A 19,678-nucleotide genomic window follows, 5' to 3' on the forward strand; every position below is an offset into this window, starting at 1 on the left:
TTCATTAAAATGTGTGATATAGCGCAGCGTTTAAATACAGCAAACATTAATTTGCTAACACAGTCAAGTAGGGAATGAAACTATGCGCAGCATTGGTGTAATTTTGAGCGGCTGTGGTGTTTATGATGGCAGCGAAGTTTACGAGACAGTTTTGACGTTACTGGCGATTGAACGGGCGGGTGCTAAAGCCTTTTGCTTTGCGCCGGATAAGATGCAAGCTACTGTTATTAATCATCTTACTGGCGAAGAGATGACGGAGTCACGCAATGTGCTGGTGGAATCTGCACGTCTCGTCAGGGGAAAAGTTTTACCTATTGATCAGGCTGACTCCGTTCAGCTTGACGCGCTCATCGTACCAGGTGGTTTTGGCGTGGCGCATCACCTGAGCAGCCTTGCTACGGCCGGTGAAAACTGCGAAATCGATGAAAATCTGCAAAATCTTACCCGGCAAATTTATAAGCAGGGTAAACCAATCGGCTTTATTTGTGTTGCTCCGGCGTTAATTCCCAGACTGCTTAATGCACCTGTTCGGGTGACTACCGGAACCGATGCTGACTATGCCGAAACGATTGAAGCGATGGGGGGAATTCATGTTCCCTGTCCGGTGGATGATATTGTGGTGGATGAAGAGCACAGAGTGGTCACCACCCCGGCGTATATGCTGGCGCGTTCGATTCCGGAAGCTGCGGACGGCATCGACAAGCTGGTGAAGCGCGTGCTGGAAATGATGGCATGAGAAGACGTAAAGGGAACCTCTTGCAGTGGATGAAGTTCTGGCTGCTGCGTGCACTGCTGGTGATCGCCGGAGTGTGGAGTGCCGGGATCGTTATTTTTGCTTTTCTGCCTGTGCCTTTCTCGGCGGTGATGGTGGAACGGCAGATTGGTGCCTGGCTGCGCGGCGATTTTGCGTATGTCGCCCACTCTGACTGGGTCAGCATGGATGATATTTCGCCGTGGATGCCGCTGGCGGTGATCGCGGCCGAGGATCAGAAGTTTCCCAGTCACTGGGGGTTTGATACCGATGCGATTGCGGCTGCGCTGGATCATAATCAGCGTTCGAATCGTATTCGCGGCGCATCGACGCTGTCGCAGCAGACGGCAAAAAACGTGTTTCTCTGGGATGGCCGCAGCTGGCTGCGGAAAGGGCTGGAAGCCGGTCTCACGCTGGGCATCGAAGTGGTGTGGACGAAACGCCGTATTCTGACGGTCTATCTCAATGTGGCAGAGTTTGGTGAAGGGGTATTTGGTGTCGAAGAGGCCGCGCAGCGCTATTTCCGTAAACCCGCTTCCCGCTTAACGCAGTCAGAAGCGGCGTTGCTGGCGGCGGTGCTGCCAAGCCCGCTGCGTTACAAAGCGAATGCACCCTCAGGTTATGTGCGGCAGCGCCAGCTGTGGATAATGCGCCAGATGCGGCAGCTGGGTGGTGAGGACTTTTTACGCGAGCATAAACTGGACTGACTGACGTATCGCGGTCTTACGCGCTACGTCAGGTACTGATTATGTGCGGGAAGGGGGGAATATCACCGCTGCGCGGCGTTAATCTTCGTCAAAGCCCGCTTCAAACAGTTCAATGACCGCAGCCAGCGCCTGCTGTTCCTGCGGGCCACTCACTTCAATTTCAATCTGGCCACCCTGAGCTGAATCCAGCATCAGCAGCGCAATCACGCTGCTGGCTTCGGCTTCGGTGCCCGCTTCGTTACGCAGCAGCACTTCCGCGTCAAAGCTCTGAACCAGTTCAAACAGCTTCATCGCCGGACGGGCGTGCATACCCAGCTTATTTCTGATCTCGACAGTTTGCTTTACGGTCATGATTTGCGTTTTTCCAGCGTACGGTGACGTGACTGAACATTTTTCCCGCGTGAACGGAAATAATCCGCCAGCTGTTCGGCGATATACACTGAGCGGTGCTTGCCACCGGTACAACCAATTGCCACCGTCAGGTAACTGCGGTTATTGGTTTCCAGCATTGGCAGCCACAGTTCCAGGTAGCTGCGGGTCTGATAGATAAAGTTATGCACTTCGGTATGGCGATCGAGGAAGGCGGCGACCGGGCGATCAAGACCCGTCATCGGGCGCAGTTTCGGGTCCCAGTGTGGGTTAGGCAGGAAACGCACGTCAAACACATAATCTGCATCAATCGGAATGCCGTGTTTAAAGCCAAAGGACTCAAACACCATGGTCAGCTCGCGCTCACGCTTGCCCAGCAGGCGCGTACGCAGCATCTCCGCCAGCTCATGCACCGACATTTCCGAGGTATCGATAATCAGATCGGCGCGGGAGCGTAGCGGCTCCAGCAGATCGTTCTCTTCATCGATAGCACTCTCCAGCGACAGATTTTTGCTGGAAAGCGGGTGCAGGCGGCGTGTATCACTGTAACGCCGGATTAGCGTGTTGCGATCGGCATCCAGGAACAGCAGCTGCGGCGAGAAACTGTCCGGCAGGCTGGTGATCGCTTTCTCAAAGACTTCCGGCGATTCCGGCATATTACGTACATCGATGCTGACCGCCGCAGATATGTTGCGATCGGCCAGAGAGTTCGCCAGTTCAGGCAATAACACCACCGGCAGGTTATCGACACAGTAAAATCCCATGTCCTCCAGTGCGCGCAGTGCGACTGATTTACCTGAACCTGAACGACCGCTGACGATCATCAGCACCATTAACTTTTCTCCCGATTAATACAACCGCACCAGTGTTTTAATGGTTCTCTTCCTGGCTTTCAGTAATGATCTCGTACAACTCTTCATCGCTCTGCGCACTGCGTAAGCGACGGCACACGGTTTTATCCGCCAGGCGTTTGGCCACCAGCGACAGCGTGTGCAGATGGGTTTTGCACTGATCGGCCGGCACCAGCAGCGCGAACAGCAGATCCACAGGCTGGTTATCAATTGCGTCGAAGGCAATCGGCTGATCGAGGCGAATAAACACGCCCACCGCGCGCAGCGTATCCTCTTCCAGTTTGCCGTGCGGGATAGCGATGCCATTGCCAATGCCTGTACTGCCCATACGTTCGCGCGTCAGGATCGCTTCGAAGATGGTCTGGTGCGGCAGGTTCAGCTGTTTGGCTGCTAACTCGCTGATAATTTCCAGCGCCCGCTTTTTGCTCTGGCAGTGTACGCCGCTGCGGGTGCAGTCAACGCTGAGGACAGAGGTCAGTTCCAGTGTGAGATCGTTGTTCATCATAGTTTCACTTACGTGTTCGCTTGTGCCCGCTCATCTGCCTACTTTACTCGCCATGTGATGGGAAAAGCAGCAAATTATTATCGACAGCGGCGCACTGGCGGAGAGACGTCCTCCGCTGCGCGCCGTTGCCGATGAGGCAAAAGTGAATTTAGTGTTGTTTTAACTTGTCTTTATGTTTGGTCAATTGACGCGCCAGTTTATCGATCAGCCCGTCAATGGCCGCGTACATATCCACCGCTTCCGAGGTTGCGTGTAATTCTCCACCATTCACATGCAGCGTTGCATCAGCCACCTGGGTGACTTTCTCCACTTTCAGCACAATATAGACCTGATTAATACGGTCAAAATATTGCTCCAGTTTGGCAAATTTGCTGTTCACAAAATCACGTAATGGATCGGTGATCTCAACATGTTGCCCGGTGATATTCAGCTGCATAGTGTCTTCCTTCTCAGTTCAGATCAAACCAATTGCTTGCGCTGGTTCGATGGCGGGATGGATAAAGACTCTCGGTATTTGGCGACAGTACGGCGCGCCACCATGATGCCCTGTTCGGAAAGCATGGTGGTTAACTTGCTGTCGCTCAGTGGTTTAGTGGGGTTTTCCGCCGAGATAAGCTTCTTCACCAGTGCGCGAATAGCCGTCGAGGAGGCTTCGCCACCGCCTTCGGTATTCACGTGGCTGGAGAAGAAATACTTCAGTTCGAAAATGCCGCGCGGACTGTGCAGATATTTTTGCGTGGTCACGCGGGAGATGGTGGATTCATGCATTTCGACGGCAGAGGCGATATCCGCCAGTACCATCGGGCGCATAAACTCTTCACCCTGTTCAAAGAACGCCTGCTGCTGTTCAACAATGCAGCGCGTCACTTTCAGCAACGTGTCATTACGGCTTTCCAGGCTCTTAATCAGCCATTTGGCTTCCTGCAGGTTGCTGCGGATAAATTGCGTGTCGCTGTCGTTGCGCGTGCCGCCACCCATTGCGGCGTAGTGCTGATTGATTTTCAGCCGTGGCACGCTGTCAGCATTCAGTTCCACTGTCCAGCGGGTGCCGACTTTGCGCACCAGCACATCGGGAATGACATATTCGGGTTCGCTGGTGTTGATCGACTGGCCCGGACGCGGATCGAGCGACTGGATCAGCAGCATCGCGCCTTTCAGCACGTCTTCTTTCAGCCGGGTGGAGCGCATCAGGCTGCGGAAATCGTGGTTGGCCAGCAGATCGAGGTGTTCGCTGACGATCTGACGTGCTTCTTTCAGCAGCGGCGTGTCATCAGGATATTGCGACAGCTGCACCAGCAGGCAGTCACGCAGATCGCGGGCGCCAACGCCGATTGGATCAAAACGCTGAATACGTTTCAGCACGGCTTCCACTTCGTCCAGCGCCAGCTCTTCATCACCGATGCTGTCGCGGATCTCTTCCAGTGTGGCGGTCAGATAGCCGGTATCGTCAATGGCATCGACAATCGAGGTAGCGATAGCGCGGTCGGTATCCGTGAATGGCGTCAGCTCCACCTGCCACATCAGGTAGTCCTGCAGGCTCTGGGTGGTTTCCCCCTGATACACCGGCAGTTCATCGTCATGGTAGTCGACGCTGTTGCCGGACGGCGTTCCTGCGGTATAGATTTCATCCCAGCTGGCGTCCAGCGGCAACTCTTCCGGCATGTCCTTCTGTTCCAGCGCCTCGCGGGTATCCAGGGCTTCTTTTTCCTGATACTCGTGCGCCTCGACTTCATCATGAAGATCGGTTTGTTCCAGCAATGGATTGCTTTCCAGCGCCAGCTGGATCTCCTGCTGGAGTTCAAGCGTAGAGAGTTGCAGCAAACGGATCGCCTGCTGCAATTGCGGCGTCATCGCGAGCTGTTGGCTAAGCCTGAGTTGCAAACCTTGCTTCATAGTCAGGATTCAAATTCCCAAGAGATACTGCGTGAAAACAACACCATATCAGAGTCTGAACTCTTCGCCCAGGTAGACGCGTTTTACCTGTTCGTCGGCCAGTACTGCTTCTGGTGTGCCATGGGCGATCAGATGCCCCTGGCTGACAATGTAAGCCCGTTCACATACTGCCAGCGTTTCGCGGACATTATGGTCGGTAATCAGTACGCCGAGCCCGCTGTCGCGCAGGTGCTCGATAATTTTTTTAATATCAATGACTGAGATGGGGTCAACCCCGGCAAAGGGTTCATCCAGCAGAATAAATTTGGGATTTGCCGCCAGCGCACGGGCGATCTCCACGCGACGGCGTTCACCGCCAGAGAGAGACTGACCCATGCTGTCGCGCAGATGCTCGATATGAAACTCTTCCATCAGCTCTTTTGCGCGATCCTCGCGCTGCTCAGTGGTTAAGTCATCGCGGATCTGCAATACCGCCATCAGGTTATCGTACACGCTGAGACGGCGGAAAATAGAGGCTTCCTGTGGCAGATAGCCAATGCCGCGGCGCGCGCGCGCATGCAGCGGCAGAATACTGATATCTTCGTCGTCAATCACAATACGGCCAGCATCGCGCGGTACAATGCCCACGACCATGTAGAAGGTGGTGGTCTTACCGGCACCATTCGGGCCGAGCAGGCCAACGATTTCGCCTGATTTCACTTCCAGGCTGACATCTTCCACCACACGGCGGCCTTTATAGGCCTTCGCCAGGTTCTCAGCGATTAATGTTGCCATAACGAATTAGTTACTCTTTTTCTGGCCGTCAGACGGCGTGCTCTTGTCCTGCAGCTGCGAAGGCACCAGTACGGTGGTGACGCGTTTGCCGCTGTTGCTGTAAGCCTGCATCTTCTGCTCTTTCACCAGATAGGTGATGCGATCGCCTTTCACATTGCTGTCGAGCTGTTCAAGATAAGCATTGCCGGTCAGCTCAACGAAATCTTTCGCCAGCTCATAATGCATTTTTTCTGCATGGCCCTGAACCGGTTTACCGTTGTCCTGCATCTGGTAGAAGGTGGCTGGCGCGCCATAGGCATCGACGATGGTTTTATTGCTGTCGCCGCCTGGACGTGTCACCACCACTTTATCCGCGGTGATTTTGATTGTGCCCTGGGTGACGATGACTTTGCCGGTAAAGGTCGCGACATTGCCCTGCATATCCAGCGCCTGGTTTTCCGAGTCAATATTGACCGGTTTATCCGAGTCGCCGGTCAGCGCCAGAGCAGGCAGAGCGGTGGCGAACAGGGTGCTGAGCAGCAGTAACTTAAGGCTGTGTTTATTGTGCATTTTGAATTTCATAGGAGGTTTTAACCTTTTCAAGCAACTCGGCAGTTTTCGTCCGTAAATTTCCACGCATCTTCATACCTGTAGAGTTAAAGCTGCGGCCATAAAGTGTGACCTGATCTTCAGAGGTGACATCCTGAGTGATCAGGTTCACCTGGGCATTATCAGTTTTAATGCGCTCAAGTTGCGAATCCTGGGTCAGGCTGTTCACTTCCACATGACCATAAAGATACAGCTGGCGATCTTTGGTGAGTTTGGCTTTATCCGCGCGCACTGACCAGGTTGCGACCTTGTTTTCGTCGTAGGTGGTCATCACCGGATTATCGAACCAGCTCAGCTGTTCCACTTCAAACGCCGTCACTTTATCGGAGACGAGTTTGTAACTCAGGCTACCCAGCGGGTTGTACGCCACCGTGCTGGTGTTCGCGCTGGTATACGTCGGTTCCTGGCTATTGCCCGCAGCAGGCTGCGGCGCGTCGTTGCCCGCCAGGTTCCAGCCCACCAGAATAATGGCAATCAGGGCCAGTGTCAGCGTAATCCAGCGCCGGGTTTTACTCATACAGATTGCCCTTTGGCATCATCAAACTTATCCTGCGCGATCAATATCAGATCGCAAATTTCGCGTACCGCGCCGCGTCCGCCCGCGATGCGCGTCACATACTGCGCACGTGGCAGCAAGACCGGATGGGCATCGGCGACCGCCACGCTAAGCCCGACCTGCGCCATTACCGGCCAGTCAATCAGGTCGTCGCCGATATAGGCAACCTGATCGGCGCTCAGCGACAGTGTATCCAGAAGTTCGCGGAAGGCCAAAAGCTTATCCGATTGTCCCTGGTAAAGATGCGTAATGCCTAAAGTTTTACAGCGATCTTCCATCAGTTTCGCTTTGCGGCCGGTTATAATAGCCACTTCCACGCCTGAGGTCAGCAGGCAACGAATGCCATAGCCATCGCGCACGTTGAAGGCTTTCAGCTCTTCACCATTATTGCCCATATAAATCACGCCGTCAGACATCACGCCATCTACATCACATATTAACAGGCGGATCTGTTTCGCGCGCGTCATCACTTCCTGGGCTACCGGGCCGTAGAACGTGTCGACGATTGCCTCTGTCTGGCTCATTGTTACTGTTTTCCTTTTCAGACTACGCCTGCGCGCAGCATGTCATGCATATGTACCACACCCAGCAACTGGTCGCCATCGGCAACCATCACGGCGGTGATGTGTTTGGTTTGCATCAGGTTTAACGCATCGACTGCCAGCATGCCCGGCCGGACACGGATGCCACCGCGAGTCATCACACTGGCGATAGAGGCGTTCTGGAAGTCGATGCCCATATCAAATACCCGGCGTAAGTCACCGTCGGTGAAAATCCCTTCGATTTTCATCAGGTCATCGACAATCACCGTCATACCGAGGTTTTTGCGGGTAATCTCCAGCAGGGCATCGCGCAGCGAGGCCTCTTTGCTGACATGCGGGACCTCGTCGCCCTGATGCATAATATCACTGACGCGCAGCAATAATTTACGCCCCAGCGCGCCACCGGGGTGGGAGAGGGCAAAATCTTCTGCGGTAAAGCCGCGTGCTTTCAGCAGCGCGACAGCCAGCGCGTCACCCATCACCAGCGCTGCGGTGGTGCTGGAAGTCGGTGCCAGCCCCAGCGGACAGGCTTCCTGCGGGACTTTCACGCACAAATGAATATCCGCCGCGCGCCCCATGGCGCTGTCAGGGCGGCTGGTCATGCAGATTAATGAAACGTGCAGGCGTTTTAATACCGGGATCAGCGCGAGGATCTCGGCGGATTCGCCGGAGTTGGAAATCGCTATCACGATATCACTGGCGGTTACCATGCCGAGATCACCATGGCTGGCCTCGCCGGGGTGGACGAAAAACGCCGGGGTGCCGGTGCTGGCGAAGGTCGCCGCCATCTTTTTGCCGATATGGCCGGATTTGCCCATGCCCATCACGATCACTTTGCCCTGGCAGTAAAACATCATTTCGCAGGCACGGCTAAAGTCGTCGTTGATGTACTGATCGAGCTCTTCCAGACCTTCGCGTTCGATGCGCAGCACTTCTTTCCCTGCCTGCTGGAAATCGAAACCGGGTTCGAGGTTGACGTGAGACATGGTATGCAATCCTTTCAGTCAGATGATGCCGTTAGGCAGCAGGTACAACGCAGCCACCCAGGCAATGAAACCACAGAGCAGCAGCAGACCCACTGCACGACCAATGCGGCGGCTGCGCCGCAGGCAGATCAGCGTAAACAGCGCGCTGACGCCAAGCATCACCCAGTAATCCCGCGCAAAGGCGCTGACATCAATGGCGCCGGGATACAGCAGCGCCGGAATACCGAGCACAATGACAATATTATAAATGTTGGAACCGATCAGGTTGCCGATGGCGATATCATCTTCACCTTTCAGTGCGCCGGCAATCACTGTCGCCAGCTCCGGCAGGCTGGTGCCCACCGAGATAATCGTCAGGCCAATCACCAGTTCGCTGACGCCGAAGTAGTCGGCAATCACGGTCGCGTTATCGATCACCATGCGGGTCGACATCGGCAGCATAATCAGCGCCATCGCCAGCCACAGAAACGCTACCGTGTTACCGGCGTCATCGCGTGGCAGCTCGGCCAGCTGTTCGCGTGTCAGGCTGTCGTTGTTATCGCGTTCAGCACGGCGGGCGATTTTGATAATAAAGGCCAGATACAATACGGCGATAATAATCAGGGCAATGCCATCCAGGCGGCCTAACTGGTTATCAAACAGCATCATACCGCACAGTAATGTGACCAGCAGCATCAGCGGCAGTTCACGCCGTACCAGGTTGGAGTGTACGGTCAGCGGATGCAGCAGCGCGGCGCCGCCGGAAATCAGCAGGATATTGGTGATATTGGAGCCGAGTGCGGTGCCGACGGCAATATCCATCTGACCATGGGTGGCGGCGGAGAGTGAAACAATCAATTCTGGCAGCGAAGTGCCGATACCGACAACGGTCATACCAATGATTAACGGCGGGATACCCAGCGAACGACATAAAATAGCGGCGCTAAACACCAGACGATCTGCACCATAGACCAGTAAAATCAAACCGATAACTAATAGTGCTGCAGCTAAAAGCATGAAAAATCCTTTGATCGGGTAGAATCGTCCGCGTGCCTGAAACGACGTCAGGCCGTCAAAAACTGAGAATGGCGGTAATTTTGACGATCCATGAGCAAAAAGTAAAACTAATGACGATAAGATGACAACCTTGTCTTACCGATTATGTCGCTGCTACGGCCTTTTGGGCGCGAATATCGCAACATTTTCCGCGACTGTTTGTCCGAAAACGCGCGGAGGTCAGAACTTGTCATGACTGTTATTGCCTAACTTAAGCGGTAAGTTTCTGTAAAAGTAGTCGTCCTGGTCTGCAATCTGCAGCCACAGACGGTAAATTGATATACCAGTGATACTGCAGTTTACAGGCACCCTGGCGACAGCGGCCTGCAACCTGCATTATGCGGGTCGATATCTGAACATTTAGGATGAGTGAACGAATGAGCCAGACGGAAACGAATTTGGTCGAGGTGCGCGGCGTCAGTTTTTCGCGCGGCGACCGGCCAATATTCGACAACATCTCGCTGACGGTGCCAAAAGGGAAAGTGACCGCCATTATGGGGCCATCAGGCATCGGCAAAACCACACTGCTGCGCCTGATTGGCGGCCAGTTGCAACCGGATGCCGGTGAAATCTGGTTTAACGGCGAAAATATTCCCACGCTTTCCCGGGCGCGCCTGTACGACGCGCGCAAAAAAATGAGCATGCTGTTCCAGTCCGGTGCGTTATTTACCGATTTAACGGTGTATGAAAACGTGGCATGGCCGCTGCGTGAACATACCCAGCTGCCGCCAGAGCTGCTGCACAGCACGGTGATGATGAAGCTGGAAGCGGTGGGCCTGCGCGGGGCTGCTCAGCTGAAACCCTCTGAGCTGTCGGGTGGTATGGCGCGTCGCGCGGCACTGGCGCGCGCGATCGCCCTTGAACCGGATCTGATCATGTTTGATGAGCCATTTGTCGGTCAGGATCCGATCACCATGGGTGTACTGGTGAAGCTGATTGATGAGCTTAACCATTCACTGGGCGTGACCTGCATCGTCGTTTCACACGATGTGCCAGAGGTGTTGAGCATTGCCGATTACGCCTATATTGTGGCGGGGCAAAAAATTATCGCGCAGGGCACCCCCGCCGAACTGAATCACAATGAGGATGCACGGGTGCGCCAGTTTATTGATGGTATCGCTGACGGACCGGTGCCATTCCGTTTTCCCGCCGGGGATTACCTTACTGACCTGGTCGGTTCAGGGAGATAAGTAACTGATGTTATTACGTGCGCTGGCATCATTCGGGCGACAGGGGATAAACGTATTCGCTGCTTTTGGTCGCGCCGGACTGATGCTGTTCCATGCCCTGATGGGCAAGCCAGAGTTTCGCAAACATGCGCCGCTGCTGGTTAAACAACTCTACAGCGTCGGCGTGCTGTCGCTGTTGATTATCGTGGTCTCCGGGCTGTTTATTGGCATGGTGCTGGGGCTGCAGGGCTATCTGGTGCTGACCACCTATAGCGCGGAAAGCAGCCTGGGCATGCTGGTGGCGCTTTCGCTGCTGCGTGAACTGGGGCCGGTGGTCACCGCCTTGCTGTTTGCCGGTCGTGCGGGTTCTGCGCTGACGGCGGAAATTGGTCTGATGAAGGCCACTGAACAGCTCTCCAGTATGGAGATGATGGCGGTAGATCCGCTACGCCGGGTGATTTCGCCGCGCTTCTGGGCTGGTTTTATCAGTATGCCATTGCTGGCGCTGATTTTTACCGCGGTGGGTATCTGGGGCGGATCGCTGGTGGGTGTCAGCTGGAAAGGCATCGACAGTGGGTTCTTCTGGTCGGCGATGCAGAACGCGGTCGATTTCCGCATGGATCTGGTTAACTGTGTGATTAAAAGCGCAGTGTTTGCCGTGACGGTAATGTGGATCGCGCTGTTTAACGGTTATGACGCGATTCCGACTTCGGAAGGGATTAGTCGGGCGACAACGCGCACGGTGGTGCATTCATCACTGGCGGTGCTCGGTTTAGATTTTGTGCTGACGGCACTGATGTTTGGGAACTGATTCAATGCAAACCAGGAAAAGTGAAATTTGGGTAGGTGTCTTTATGCTGCTGGCGCTGGCCGCAGTATTGTTCCTCTGCCTGCGTGTGGCGGATGTGCAGTCGCTGGGCACTCAGCCAACATGGAAATTGTACGCCACGTTTGACAATATCGGCGGCCTGAAAAAAAGTTCGCCGGTGAAAATTGGCGGGGTGGTGATTGGGCGCGTCAGCGATATTCGCCTCGATCCGAAAACCTATTCGCCACGTGTCACCATGGATATTGAACAGCAGTACGACAAGATCCCGGACACCAGTTCGCTGGCAATCCGCACCTCCGGTCTGCTGGGTGAGCAATATCTGGCGCTGAATCTTGGCTTTGACGATCCTGAAATGGGGACGGCGCTGCTGAAAGATGGCGATACGCTGCAGGACACCAAATCTGCCATGGTGCTGGAGGATTTGATCGGACAGTTCCTGTATAAGAGCGGCGACAATAGCGATAAAACTAAGCAGCAGGACGCTGCTCCGGCTGCGGGTTCCGCGCCAGCACCTGAACAACCCTAAGAGGCTAGAGTTATGTTGAAACGTTTTCTGATCGCCGCGCTGCTGGCGGTTGTGCCACTGGCAGCATCGGCTGCTGACCAGAGCAATCCTTACAAGCTGATGAATGAAGCGGCGGAAAAAACCTTTACCCGCCTGAAAAATGAACAGCCTAAAATCAAACAGAATCCGGACTATCTGCGCCAGGTGGTGCGTGAAGAGTTGCTGCCGTATGTGCAGATTAAGTATGCCGGTGCGCTGGTATTAGGTCGTTACTACAAAGAAGCCACTCCGGCACAGCGTGATGCCTATTTTGAGGCTTTTGGCGCTTATCTTGAGCAGGCTTATGGTCAGGCGCTGGCGATGTATAACGGCCAGACTTACCAGATCGCCCCGGAACAGCCGCTGGGTGACGCCACGATTGTGGCGATCCGTGTGACGATTATCGATCCGAATGGCCGTCCGCCAGTGCGCCTTGATTTCCAGTGGCGTAAAAACAGCCGTACCGGCGACTGGCAGGCGTATGACATGATTGCTGAAGGGATCAGTATGATCACCACCAAGCAGAATGAATGGAGTGATACCCTGCGTCAGAAAGGGGTTGATGGTCTGACTGAGCAGCTGAAATCTTACGCAGCGCAGCGGATTACTCTGGAACAGAAAAAATAATGGCGCAGCAACTGAGCTGGCGGATTGAGTCCGCCACCCTGCATTTACAGGGGGAGCTGGATCGCGAGACGCTACAGGCCTTGTGGCAGCAGCGTGAAACAGTGATGGAGCAGATCGATACGATTGATGTTTCCGCACTGGAGCGGGTCGATTCCGCCGGACTGGCGCTGCTGGTTCATCTGCGCCAGCTGCGACAGCAGCAGGGGAAAACGCCATTATTTACCGGCATCAACGGTAAATTACGCTCGTTAATTACCCTGTATAATTTGCAGCAACTCATTGTTTCCCCGGCTTAGTTGTCGTCGTACGTCAGTAAGCGGGTTGTGCCCCTGAGCGATCAGGGGCTTTTTGCTTGTTTAAGATAAATGTCGTTTCCACTACTATACCCGACAAAAATGTCACACTGTTTATGAGAGCCCCATGGAAAATAGTGAAATCCAGTCCGTGCTGATGAGCGCGTTACCGTTAGATGAAGTACATGTCACGGGTGATGGCAGCCATTTTCAGGTTATTGCCGTTGGTGAGATGTTTGCTGAACTTAACCGCGTGAAGAAGCAGCAGGCGGTTTATGCGCCGCTGATGGAATATATTGCGGATAACCGTATTCATGCAGTGTCGATCAAGACCTATACGCCTGCAGAGTGGGCGCGTGACCGTATCCTGAACGGTTTCTAAGCTGTCCCCGCGTGGCATCAGGCCAGCTGGCGGACCGCTTTTCAGTTTCCAACAGAAAGCAGTTTCTAACAGAGAGCAGTAGCAATGGATAAATTTCGTGTACAGGGTCCAACCCGGCTAAGTGGTGAAGTCACAATCTCCGGAGCCAAGAATGCCGCGCTGCCTATCCTGTTCGCCGCTCTGCTGGCCGAAGAGCCGGTTGAGATTCAGAATGTCCCGAAACTGAAGGACATCGATACCACCATGAAGCTGCTCAGCCAGCTTGGGGTGAAAGCGGAGCGCAATGGCTCGGTGCATCTGGACGCCAGTGATGTCAGCATTTATTGCGCGCCTTATGATCTGGTGAAAACCATGCGTGCCTCTATCTGGGCGTTAGGTCCGCTGGTGGCGCGCTTTGGTCAGGGCCAGGTGTCTCTGCCGGGTGGCTGTGCGATTGGCGCACGTCCGGTGGATCTGCACATTACCGGTCTGGAACAGCTGGGTGCGGAAATCAAGCTGGAAGAAGGCTATGTGAAGGCGTCGGTTGATGGTCGTCTGAAAGGCGCACATATCGTGATGGACAAGGTCAGCGTTGGCGCGACCGTGACCATTATGAGTGCCGCGACGCTGGCGACGGGCACCACCGTTATCGAAAACGCCGCGCGTGAGCCGGAAATTGTCGATACGGCAAACTTCCTCAATAACCTTGGCGCGAAAATCAGCGGCGCGGGTAGCGATCGCATTACCATCGAAGGTGTTGAACGCCTGGGCGGCGGTGTTTACCGTGTGCTGCCAGACCGTATCGAAACCGGCACGTTCCTGGTGGCGGCGGCAATTTCGCGCGGTAAAGTGCTGTGCCGCAATACCCAGCCAGATACGCTGGATGCGGTGCTGGCCAAGCTGCGTGAAGCGGGCGCGGATATTGAAGTGGGCGAAGACTGGATCAGTCTGGATATGCACGGCAAGCGACCAAAAGCGGTCACTGTGCGCACTTCCCCGCATCCTGGCTTCCCGACCGATATGCAGGCTCAGTTTACCCTGCTGAACCTGGTGGCTGAAGGTACTGGCGTGATTACCGAAACGATTTTCGAAAACCGCTTTATGCATGTGCCGGAACTGATTCGTATGGGCGCACGTGCGGAAATCGAAAGCAATACGGCGATTTGCCATGGCACTGAGCATTTGTCTGGTGCGCAGGTGATGGCGACCGACTTACGTGCATCGGCGAGCCTGGTGCTGGCGGGTTGTATTGCGGAAGGCATCACTATTGTTGACCGTATCTACCATATCGACCGCGGCTATGAGCATATCGAAGATAAGCTGAAAGCGCTGGGCGCGAATATCGAGCGTGTCAGCGGCGAATAATCGCCCGACGAGCTAAAAGGCCGAACTCAGTTCGGCCTTTTTTTATTTGTTGAGTGGCGATGTTTAATGGTGCATGTGTTTCAGTTCGTCCGCAGACAGGCCTGTCATTCTCATGACCATTGCGCTGTCCTGGCCGTGTTGCAGCATTATCATCAGCGTTATGTCCGCGGATGTTAATCCGGTGTCGGGCAGCGCCAGGCGAGGGCCAGACTCAGTCCGGCCCTGATACGTTTATTCCTCACTCGCCGCGTTTTTTTCAAGGTGGCGTATCAGTTTGCGGCGATCGATGAGCTGCTGTGTTTCACGATCGTAATAGCGGCTCGGCCAGATTTTCGCCGGATGTACGCCAATGATTTCCGCAATCAGCCACTCACCTTTCGGCCATGGCCTGCTGAGTGCATTGGCCAGTGTTGATGAACTCAGTCCTGCCTGGCGTGATACTGCTGCCAGTGTGGTTCCCTTTTTCTTTCTTGCGGCGATAATGTCTGCGGGGTGCCAGTCTTTGTTGTTTGCCTGCATCAGCAATCCTCCCTGATAACGTCCATTTAGTAGAATCCATCGTATCTCTCCTGAGATTACTGGCTAATTTATAGCAACTTATTTCCATAAAATTCCAGTAATTTCTCAGCCAGAACGGAGAATTGCGTGACGGCACGCAGAATGGATGAAATGGCGTGTAACACGACGAGAGGGCGAATGATTTGAGAGATTGCTGCCCGAAGCGGGATACTCAGGGAGGCTCTCCTGCGAAAGCGGAAATCTGGGGAAAGATGCTGTATGAGGAACTGCGGGGAATACGAGAGTATTCCCCCTGTAAACTTAAAACTCGCGCTGGACTGACATATGTGCCAGCGCTTCTAGCGCGCTGCGCCACGGTGATTCAGGCAGGGCTTGTAATGCCGCAATCGCTTTATCTGCTTCCTGCTCCGCACGATTACGCGTCCACTCCAGTGAACCGCACTGGCGCATTGTTTCCAATACGGGTTCCAGTAAATGACGGCCATTACCTTCTTCGATGGCGCTGCGAATCATTGCCGACTGCTCCGCATTGCCATGCTTCATTGCATGCAACAGCGGCAGAGTGGGTTTGCCTTCGCTCAGGTCGTCACCGACGTTTTTGCCCAGCGTTTTGCCGTCTGCGCTGTAATCAAGCAGGTCGTCGATCAGCTGGAAGGCGGTGCCAATATAGCGCCCGTAGTCCTGCAACGCTTTTTCCTGCGCTTCGGTCGCATCCGCGAGGATCGCCGAAGATTGTGCCGCCGCTTCGAATAAACGCGCCGTTTTACTGTAGATCACCCGCATGTAACTCTCTTCCGTAATATCGGGATCGTTACAGTTCATCAGCTGCAGGACTTCGCCTTCGGCAATCACATTGACCGCTTCAGACATCAGAGCCAGTACCCGCAGCGAACCGAGGCTGGTCATCATCTGGAATGCACGGGTGTAGATAAAGTCCCCCACCAGTACACTGGCAGCATTGCCGAACGCGGCGTTAGCCGTCGCTTTACCCCGGCGCATGTCAGATTCGTCCACGACATCATCATGCAGCAGGGTGGCGGTATGAATAAATTCGATCAGCGCCGCGACAGTGATATGCTGGCTGCCCGTGTAGTGGATGGCACGAGCGGCGAGCACCGCAATCATTGGGCGGATGCGTTTCCCGCCGCCGCTAATGATGTAGTAGCCCAACTGGTTGATGAGCGAAACATCAGAATTCAGTTGTGCAAGGATTGTCTCGTTGACGGCCGCCATATCCTGCGCGGTCAATTCATTAATCTGTTCTAGGTTCATCAGTCTGTTCAGCTATGGCCTGGTTCACTGCAATATACGCGCCTTGCGTCTGCACGCCGTAACACGCGGCAAGTAATGGATTATTGTACTTGAAAAACGCGGCGGAGAAACGTCCACAATCACGCTGCGTTTTTTTTCTGCAATCCTTGTGACAGGGCACTTGTCAACGCCTGGGTTTTTGCGTAGAATTCGCGCCCTATTGTGAATATTTATAGCGCCGCCTGAAAATAACAAAAGGCATGCGCGGAAAGCGGAGTTTTATATGTACGCGGTTTTCCAAAGTGGTGGTAAACAACACCGAGTCAGCGAAGGTCAGACCGTTCGCCTGGAAAAGCTGGACATCGCAACCGGCGAAACTATTGAGTTCGACCAGGTTCTGATGATTGCTAACGGCGAAAACGTTCAGATCGGCGCTCCATTAGTTGCTGGCGGCGTGATCAAAGCGGAAGTAGTTGCTCATGGTCGTGGCGAGAAAATTAAGATCGTTAAGTTTCGTCGTCGTAAGCACCACCGTAAGCAGCAGGGTCACCGTCAGTGGTTCACTGATGTGAAGATCACTGGCATCAGCGCCTAAGAGGAGATCTGACAAATGGCACACAAAAAGGCTGGCGGCTCGACTCGTAACGGTCGTGACTCCAACGCAAAACGTCTGGGCGTAAAACGTTTCGGCGGCGAATCTGTACTGGCTGGTAGCATCATCGTTCGTCAGCGTGGCACCAAGTTCCACGCCGGCGCTAACGTAGGCTGCGGTCGTGACCACACCCTGTTTGCAACTGCAGACGGCAAGGTCAAATTCGAAGTTAAAGGCCCGAACAACCGTAAATACATCAGCATCGTTGCTGAGTAAGGTTTTCGCGTCATAAGTTGCCGGATTTCAGGCAGCGATAACTGACGAAAATAAGCCCCGCATTTGTTGCGGGGCTTTTTACATTCTGGTCTTTACTGACTGCAGGCAGGACGCAGGTAATGAAACAGCAGGCAGGTACAGGCATTGCGCTGGCACTGGTCACTGCAATGTGCTGGGGTTCGCTGCCCATTGCAATGAAGCAGATACTGGTGGTGATGGATCCGTTTACCATCGTATTTTATCGCTTTCTGATGGCGACGGTTGGCCTGGGCGCGATTCTGGTGATGAAACGCCAGCTGCCGCCGCTGCATATCTGTTTACGCACGCGCTGGGCGTTACTGCTGGTGATTGCGACCTGCGGTTTGCTGGGTAATTTTGTGCTGTTCAGCTCTTCGCTGCAGTATCTGAGCCCAACAGCCTCACAGGTGATTGCACAGCTGGCTCCCGTGGGCATGATGATTGCCAGCGTCTTTATCCTGAAAGAAAAGATGCGCACCAGCCAGATCATTGGCGCTGTCACATTAATTTGCGGTCTGGCGATGTTTTTCAACACCAGCCTGATCGAAATCTTTACCCGCCTGACGGATTATACGCTGGGCGTGATTTTCGGCGTTTGCGCCGCAGCAGTGTGGATCATCTACGGGGTGACACAAAAAGTTCTGCTGCGACGTCTGGCGTCACAGCAAATTCTGTTTTTGCTGTACACTTTATGTACTATTGCCTTGCTGCCGCTGGCGCAGACAGAACGCATCCTGCAGCTGGATGGCTGGCAGTGGCTTTGCCTGCTGTATTGCGGTGCGAATACCCTGGTGGGTTATGGCGCGTTAGCGGAAGCGTATGCGCGCTGGCAGGCGGCGCAGGTCAGCGCGTTAGTGACGCTGACCCCGTTATTTACACTGCTGTTTTCAGAATTATTATCGCTGGCCTGGCCGCACTCTTTTGCTGTGCCAGCCCTGAACCTGCTCGGCTTTATCGGTGCAGTGGTTGTGGTCGCTGGCGCCATGTTTTCCGCAATTGGTCATCGCTTGTGGCCACAGCGGAACAAACCTGTTACGGCGCCACCGCTCGGGCCGACGGGCGAATGATTTACGGAGAAGTAAAATGAAGTTTGTAGATGAAGCGACGATTCTGGCGGTCGCGGGTGACGGCGGCAACGGCTGTGTCAGTTTCCGCCGTGAGAAATATATCCCGAAAGGTGGTCCGGACGGTGGCGACGGTGGCGATGGCGGCGATGTGTATATGCTGGCTGATGAAAACCTCAACACCCTGATCGACTACCGTTTCGAGAAGTCGTTCCGTGCCGAGCGTGGTCAGAATGGCCAGAGCCGTGACTGCACCGGTAAGCGCGGCAAAGACATCATTATTAAAGTGCCAGTGGGCACCCGCGTGATCGATCAGGGCACGGGTGAAACGCTGGGCGATATGACGCGCCATGATCAGAAGCTGATGGTGGCGAAAGGCGGCTGGCACGGCCTCGGCAACACGCGTTTTAAATCTTCCGTGAACCGTACCCCGCGTCAGAAAACCATGGGTACGCCGGGCGAGAAACGCGATCTGCAGCTGGAACTGATGCTGCTGGCGGATGTGGGCATGCTTGGTCTGCCTAATGCCGGTAAATCGACCTTTATTCGCGCCGTTTCTGCGGCGAAACCGAAAGTTGCGGACTATCCGTTTACTACCCTGGTGCCAAGCCTGGGCGTGGTGCGTATGGATAGCGAGCAGAGCTTTGTGGTGGCGGATATCCCGGGTCTGATTGAAGGCGCGGCGGAAGGGGCGGGTCTTGGTATTCGCTTCCTGAAGCATCTTGAGCGCTGCCGAGTGCTGTTGCACCTGATCGATCTGGCACCGATTGATGAATCTGATCCAGTGGAAAATGCGCGCATTATCCTTGGTGAACTGGAAAAATACAGCGAGAAGCTGTACCAGAAACCACGCTGGCTGGTGTTCAACAAAGTTGACCTGCTGGATGAGGCCGAAGCTGAAGCCCGTGCGAAAGCCATTGCGCAAGCGCTGGGCTGGGAAGATAAATACTACCTGATTTCCGCAGCGAACCGCGTTGGCGTCAATGCGCTGTGCTGGGATGTGATGTCGTTTATCAACGCCAATCCGAAAGAAGAGCTGCAGGAAGAGAAGAAACCCGAGAAAGTCGAGTTTATGTGGGACGACTATCATCGTCAGCAGCTGGCTGAAGCAGAAGCTGAAGCTGCAGAAGATGATGACTGGGACGACGACTGGGATGAAGACGACGACGAAGGCGTCGAAATTATCTATCAGCGTTAATCTTCAGAGGGCGGT

The 19,678-nt window shown here is 54.4% G+C and carries 26 protein-coding genes; 13 read left to right on the forward strand and 13 right to left on the reverse strand.

Annotation, left to right across the window (positions count from 1 at the left end; genetic code table 11):
* The first annotated feature begins 82 nt into the window (after window positions 1–82).
* Both elbB and mtgA read left to right on the forward strand, forming a co-directional pair.
* A complete protein-coding gene (gene elbB, locus ACSZO1_RS00750) occupies window positions 83–736 on the forward strand; it encodes an isoprenoid biosynthesis glyoxalase ElbB (protein WP_437608538.1) in 654 nt (217 codons plus the stop codon).
* Entirely contained in the window at window positions 733–1,458 is a 726-nt protein-coding gene (mtgA, locus tag ACSZO1_RS00755; protein WP_437608540.1) for a monofunctional biosynthetic peptidoglycan transglycosylase, read from the forward strand. The genes elbB and mtgA overlap by 4 nt, the downstream gene beginning before the upstream one ends.
* 78 nt (window positions 1,459–1,536) lie before the next feature.
* On the opposite strand, the gene npr is transcribed toward mtgA, so the two are convergent.
* The 11 genes from npr to ACSZO1_RS00810 all read right to left on the reverse strand — a co-directional run bounded on the left by npr (window position 1,537) and on the right by ACSZO1_RS00810 (window position 9,518).
* Window positions 1,537–1,809 carry a PTS phosphocarrier protein NPr gene (gene npr / locus ACSZO1_RS00760; protein ID WP_437608542.1) on the reverse strand — a complete coding sequence of 91 codons (273 nt, stop codon included), beginning with the start codon at window positions 1,807–1,809 and terminating at the stop codon, window positions 1,537–1,539.
* On the reverse strand, window positions 1,806–2,660 hold the full coding sequence (gene rapZ, locus ACSZO1_RS00765; protein WP_437608544.1) for an RNase adapter RapZ: 855 nt from the start codon (window positions 2,658–2,660) through the stop codon (window positions 1,806–1,808). Before rapZ ends, npr begins: the two co-directional genes overlap by 4 nt.
* A gap of 37 nt (window positions 2,661–2,697) precedes the next feature.
* Window positions 2,698–3,180, reverse strand: a complete 483-nt coding sequence (ptsN, locus tag ACSZO1_RS00770) for a PTS IIA-like nitrogen regulatory protein PtsN (protein WP_437608546.1) — start codon at window positions 3,178–3,180, stop codon at window positions 2,698–2,700.
* A gap of 151 nt (window positions 3,181–3,331) precedes the next feature.
* Window positions 3,332–3,619, reverse strand: a complete 288-nt coding sequence (gene hpf, locus ACSZO1_RS00775; protein ID WP_437608548.1) for a ribosome hibernation promoting factor — start codon at window positions 3,617–3,619, stop codon at window positions 3,332–3,334.
* Window positions 3,620–3,642: 23 nt separating this feature from the next.
* Window positions 3,643–5,076: an RNA polymerase factor sigma-54 gene (gene rpoN / locus ACSZO1_RS00780; RefSeq protein WP_437608550.1), complete on the reverse strand. Its 1,434-nt coding sequence runs from the start codon at window positions 5,074–5,076 to the stop codon at window positions 3,643–3,645.
* Window positions 5,077–5,124: 48 nt separating this feature from the next.
* Window positions 5,125–5,850 (reverse strand): LPS export ABC transporter ATP-binding protein, encoded by a 726-nt coding sequence (gene lptB / locus ACSZO1_RS00785; RefSeq protein WP_437608552.1) that lies wholly within the window; start codon window positions 5,848–5,850, stop codon window positions 5,125–5,127.
* A 6-nt stretch (window positions 5,851–5,856) separates the two neighbouring features.
* A complete protein-coding gene (gene lptA, locus ACSZO1_RS00790) occupies window positions 5,857–6,411 on the reverse strand; it encodes a lipopolysaccharide ABC transporter substrate-binding protein LptA (RefSeq protein ID WP_437608553.1) in 555 nt (184 codons plus the stop codon).
* Window positions 6,389–6,955 (reverse strand): LPS export ABC transporter periplasmic protein LptC, encoded by a 567-nt coding sequence (lptC, locus tag ACSZO1_RS00795; RefSeq protein ID WP_437608555.1) that lies wholly within the window; start codon window positions 6,953–6,955, stop codon window positions 6,389–6,391. Before lptC ends, lptA begins: the two co-directional genes overlap by 23 nt.
* A complete protein-coding gene (kdsC, locus tag ACSZO1_RS00800; protein ID WP_437608557.1) occupies window positions 6,952–7,518 on the reverse strand; it encodes a 3-deoxy-manno-octulosonate-8-phosphatase KdsC in 567 nt (188 codons plus the stop codon). The genes lptC and kdsC overlap by 4 nt, the downstream gene beginning before the upstream one ends.
* A gap of 17 nt (window positions 7,519–7,535) precedes the next feature.
* The gene (gene kdsD, locus ACSZO1_RS00805; RefSeq protein WP_437608559.1) at window positions 7,536–8,522 is read right to left on the reverse strand and encodes an arabinose-5-phosphate isomerase KdsD; all 987 of its coding nucleotides are present in this window, start codon (window positions 8,520–8,522) and stop codon (window positions 7,536–7,538) included.
* A gap of 18 nt (window positions 8,523–8,540) precedes the next feature.
* On the reverse strand, window positions 8,541–9,518 hold the full coding sequence (locus ACSZO1_RS00810; protein WP_437608561.1) for a calcium/sodium antiporter: 978 nt from the start codon (window positions 9,516–9,518) through the stop codon (window positions 8,541–8,543).
* A gap of 416 nt (window positions 9,519–9,934) precedes the next feature.
* Here ACSZO1_RS00810 and mlaF point away from each other — a divergent pair, with 416 nt between their 5' ends.
* From mlaF to murA, 7 genes are all read left to right on the forward strand, one after another.
* Window positions 9,935–10,747 (forward strand): phospholipid ABC transporter ATP-binding protein MlaF, encoded by an 813-nt coding sequence (gene mlaF, locus ACSZO1_RS00815; protein WP_437608563.1) that lies wholly within the window; start codon window positions 9,935–9,937, stop codon window positions 10,745–10,747.
* Window positions 10,748–10,754: 7 nt separating this feature from the next.
* Window positions 10,755–11,537, forward strand: coding sequence for a lipid asymmetry maintenance ABC transporter permease subunit MlaE (gene mlaE, locus ACSZO1_RS00820; RefSeq protein WP_437608565.1), 783 nt, complete (start codon window positions 10,755–10,757; stop codon window positions 11,535–11,537).
* Between the two features lie 4 nt (window positions 11,538–11,541).
* The gene (mlaD, locus tag ACSZO1_RS00825; RefSeq protein WP_437608567.1) at window positions 11,542–12,081 is read left to right on the forward strand and encodes an outer membrane lipid asymmetry maintenance protein MlaD; all 540 of its coding nucleotides are present in this window, start codon (window positions 11,542–11,544) and stop codon (window positions 12,079–12,081) included.
* 12 nt (window positions 12,082–12,093) lie between these two features.
* Window positions 12,094–12,726 carry a phospholipid-binding protein MlaC gene (gene mlaC, locus ACSZO1_RS00830; RefSeq protein WP_437608569.1) on the forward strand — a complete coding sequence of 211 codons (633 nt, stop codon included), beginning with the start codon at window positions 12,094–12,096 and terminating at the stop codon, window positions 12,724–12,726.
* The gene (gene mlaB, locus ACSZO1_RS00835) at window positions 12,726–13,022 is read left to right on the forward strand and encodes a lipid asymmetry maintenance protein MlaB (protein WP_437608571.1); all 297 of its coding nucleotides are present in this window, start codon (window positions 12,726–12,728) and stop codon (window positions 13,020–13,022) included. Before mlaC ends, mlaB begins: the two co-directional genes overlap by 1 nt.
* 124 nt (window positions 13,023–13,146) lie before the next feature.
* Entirely contained in the window at window positions 13,147–13,401 is a 255-nt protein-coding gene (ibaG, locus tag ACSZO1_RS00840) for a BolA family iron metabolism protein IbaG (protein WP_437608573.1), read from the forward strand.
* Window positions 13,402–13,485: 84 nt separating this feature from the next.
* Complete coding sequence (gene murA / locus ACSZO1_RS00845) at window positions 13,486–14,745, forward strand: UDP-N-acetylglucosamine 1-carboxyvinyltransferase (RefSeq protein WP_437608575.1); 1,260 nt, start codon at window positions 13,486–13,488, stop codon at window positions 14,743–14,745.
* Between the two features lie 231 nt (window positions 14,746–14,976).
* On the opposite strand, the gene ACSZO1_RS00850 is transcribed toward murA, so the two are convergent.
* Window positions 14,977–15,264, reverse strand: a complete 288-nt coding sequence (locus tag ACSZO1_RS00850; protein ID WP_437608577.1) for a helix-turn-helix domain-containing protein — start codon at window positions 15,262–15,264, stop codon at window positions 14,977–14,979.
* Between the two features lie 300 nt (window positions 15,265–15,564).
* The gene (gene ispB, locus ACSZO1_RS00855; protein ID WP_437608579.1) at window positions 15,565–16,536 is read right to left on the reverse strand and encodes an octaprenyl diphosphate synthase; all 972 of its coding nucleotides are present in this window, start codon (window positions 16,534–16,536) and stop codon (window positions 15,565–15,567) included.
* Window positions 16,537–16,798: 262 nt separating this feature from the next.
* On the opposite strand from ispB, the gene rplU reads away from it, so the two are divergent.
* From rplU to cgtA, 4 genes are all read left to right on the forward strand, one after another.
* Window positions 16,799–17,110: a 50S ribosomal protein L21 gene (gene rplU, locus ACSZO1_RS00860; RefSeq protein WP_437608581.1), complete on the forward strand. Its 312-nt coding sequence runs from the start codon at window positions 16,799–16,801 to the stop codon at window positions 17,108–17,110.
* Between the two features lie 15 nt (window positions 17,111–17,125).
* Window positions 17,126–17,383, forward strand: a complete 258-nt coding sequence (gene rpmA / locus ACSZO1_RS00865; protein WP_437608583.1) for a 50S ribosomal protein L27 — start codon at window positions 17,126–17,128, stop codon at window positions 17,381–17,383.
* Between the two features lie 119 nt (window positions 17,384–17,502).
* A complete protein-coding gene (locus ACSZO1_RS00870; RefSeq protein WP_437608585.1) occupies window positions 17,503–18,468 on the forward strand; it encodes a DMT family transporter in 966 nt (321 codons plus the stop codon).
* 16 nt (window positions 18,469–18,484) lie between these two features.
* Window positions 18,485–19,663, forward strand: a complete 1,179-nt coding sequence (gene cgtA, locus ACSZO1_RS00875) for an Obg family GTPase CgtA (RefSeq protein WP_437608587.1) — start codon at window positions 18,485–18,487, stop codon at window positions 19,661–19,663.
* The last annotated feature ends 15 nt before the right edge of the window (window positions 19,664–19,678 follow it).

Source organism: Erwinia sp. V71, from assembly GCF_965644245.1.
Taxonomy (GTDB): Bacteria; Pseudomonadota; Gammaproteobacteria; order Enterobacterales; family Enterobacteriaceae; genus Erwinia.

What these genes read in the sequence shown, in the direction of transcription:
- elbB (WP_437608538.1), top strand. Translation starts at nt 83, where the DNA reads ATGCGCAGCATTGGTGTAATTTTGAGCGGCTGTGGTGTTTATGATGGC.
- mtgA (WP_437608540.1), top strand. Translation starts at nt 733, where the DNA reads ATGAGAAGACGTAAAGGGAACCTCTTGCAGTGGATGAAGTTCTGGCTG.
- npr (WP_437608542.1), bottom strand. Translation starts at nt 1,809, where the DNA reads ATGACCGTAAAGCAAACTGTCGAGATCAGAAATAAGCTGGGTATGCAC.
- rapZ (WP_437608544.1), bottom strand. Translation starts at nt 2,660, where the DNA reads ATGGTGCTGATGATCGTCAGCGGTCGTTCAGGTTCAGGTAAATCAGTC.
- ptsN (WP_437608546.1), bottom strand. Translation starts at nt 3,180, where the DNA reads ATGAACAACGATCTCACACTGGAACTGACCTCTGTCCTCAGCGTTGAC.
- hpf (WP_437608548.1), bottom strand. Translation starts at nt 3,619, where the DNA reads ATGCAGCTGAATATCACCGGGCAACATGTTGAGATCACCGATCCATTA.
- rpoN (WP_437608550.1), bottom strand. Translation starts at nt 5,076, where the DNA reads ATGAAGCAAGGTTTGCAACTCAGGCTTAGCCAACAGCTCGCGATGACG.
- lptB (WP_437608552.1), bottom strand. Translation starts at nt 5,850, where the DNA reads ATGGCAACATTAATCGCTGAGAACCTGGCGAAGGCCTATAAAGGCCGC.
- lptA (WP_437608553.1), bottom strand. Translation starts at nt 6,411, where the DNA reads ATGAAATTCAAAATGCACAATAAACACAGCCTTAAGTTACTGCTGCTC.
- lptC (WP_437608555.1), bottom strand. Translation starts at nt 6,955, where the DNA reads ATGAGTAAAACCCGGCGCTGGATTACGCTGACACTGGCCCTGATTGCC.
- kdsC (WP_437608557.1), bottom strand. Translation starts at nt 7,518, where the DNA reads ATGAGCCAGACAGAGGCAATCGTCGACACGTTCTACGGCCCGGTAGCC.
- kdsD (WP_437608559.1), bottom strand. Translation starts at nt 8,522, where the DNA reads ATGTCTCACGTCAACCTCGAACCCGGTTTCGATTTCCAGCAGGCAGGG.
- ACSZO1_RS00810 (WP_437608561.1), bottom strand. Translation starts at nt 9,518, where the DNA reads ATGCTTTTAGCTGCAGCACTATTAGTTATCGGTTTGATTTTACTGGTC.
- mlaF (WP_437608563.1), top strand. Translation starts at nt 9,935, where the DNA reads ATGAGCCAGACGGAAACGAATTTGGTCGAGGTGCGCGGCGTCAGTTTT.
- mlaE (WP_437608565.1), top strand. Translation starts at nt 10,755, where the DNA reads ATGTTATTACGTGCGCTGGCATCATTCGGGCGACAGGGGATAAACGTA.
- mlaD (WP_437608567.1), top strand. Translation starts at nt 11,542, where the DNA reads ATGCAAACCAGGAAAAGTGAAATTTGGGTAGGTGTCTTTATGCTGCTG.
- mlaC (WP_437608569.1), top strand. Translation starts at nt 12,094, where the DNA reads ATGTTGAAACGTTTTCTGATCGCCGCGCTGCTGGCGGTTGTGCCACTG.
- mlaB (WP_437608571.1), top strand. Translation starts at nt 12,726, where the DNA reads ATGGCGCAGCAACTGAGCTGGCGGATTGAGTCCGCCACCCTGCATTTA.
- ibaG (WP_437608573.1), top strand. Translation starts at nt 13,147, where the DNA reads ATGGAAAATAGTGAAATCCAGTCCGTGCTGATGAGCGCGTTACCGTTA.
- murA (WP_437608575.1), top strand. Translation starts at nt 13,486, where the DNA reads ATGGATAAATTTCGTGTACAGGGTCCAACCCGGCTAAGTGGTGAAGTC.
- ACSZO1_RS00850 (WP_437608577.1), bottom strand. Translation starts at nt 15,264, where the DNA reads ATGCAGGCAAACAACAAAGACTGGCACCCCGCAGACATTATCGCCGCA.
- ispB (WP_437608579.1), bottom strand. Translation starts at nt 16,536, where the DNA reads ATGAACCTAGAACAGATTAATGAATTGACCGCGCAGGATATGGCGGCC.
- rplU (WP_437608581.1), top strand. Translation starts at nt 16,799, where the DNA reads ATGTACGCGGTTTTCCAAAGTGGTGGTAAACAACACCGAGTCAGCGAA.
- rpmA (WP_437608583.1), top strand. Translation starts at nt 17,126, where the DNA reads ATGGCACACAAAAAGGCTGGCGGCTCGACTCGTAACGGTCGTGACTCC.
- ACSZO1_RS00870 (WP_437608585.1), top strand. Translation starts at nt 17,503, where the DNA reads ATGAAACAGCAGGCAGGTACAGGCATTGCGCTGGCACTGGTCACTGCA.
- cgtA (WP_437608587.1), top strand. Translation starts at nt 18,485, where the DNA reads ATGAAGTTTGTAGATGAAGCGACGATTCTGGCGGTCGCGGGTGACGGC.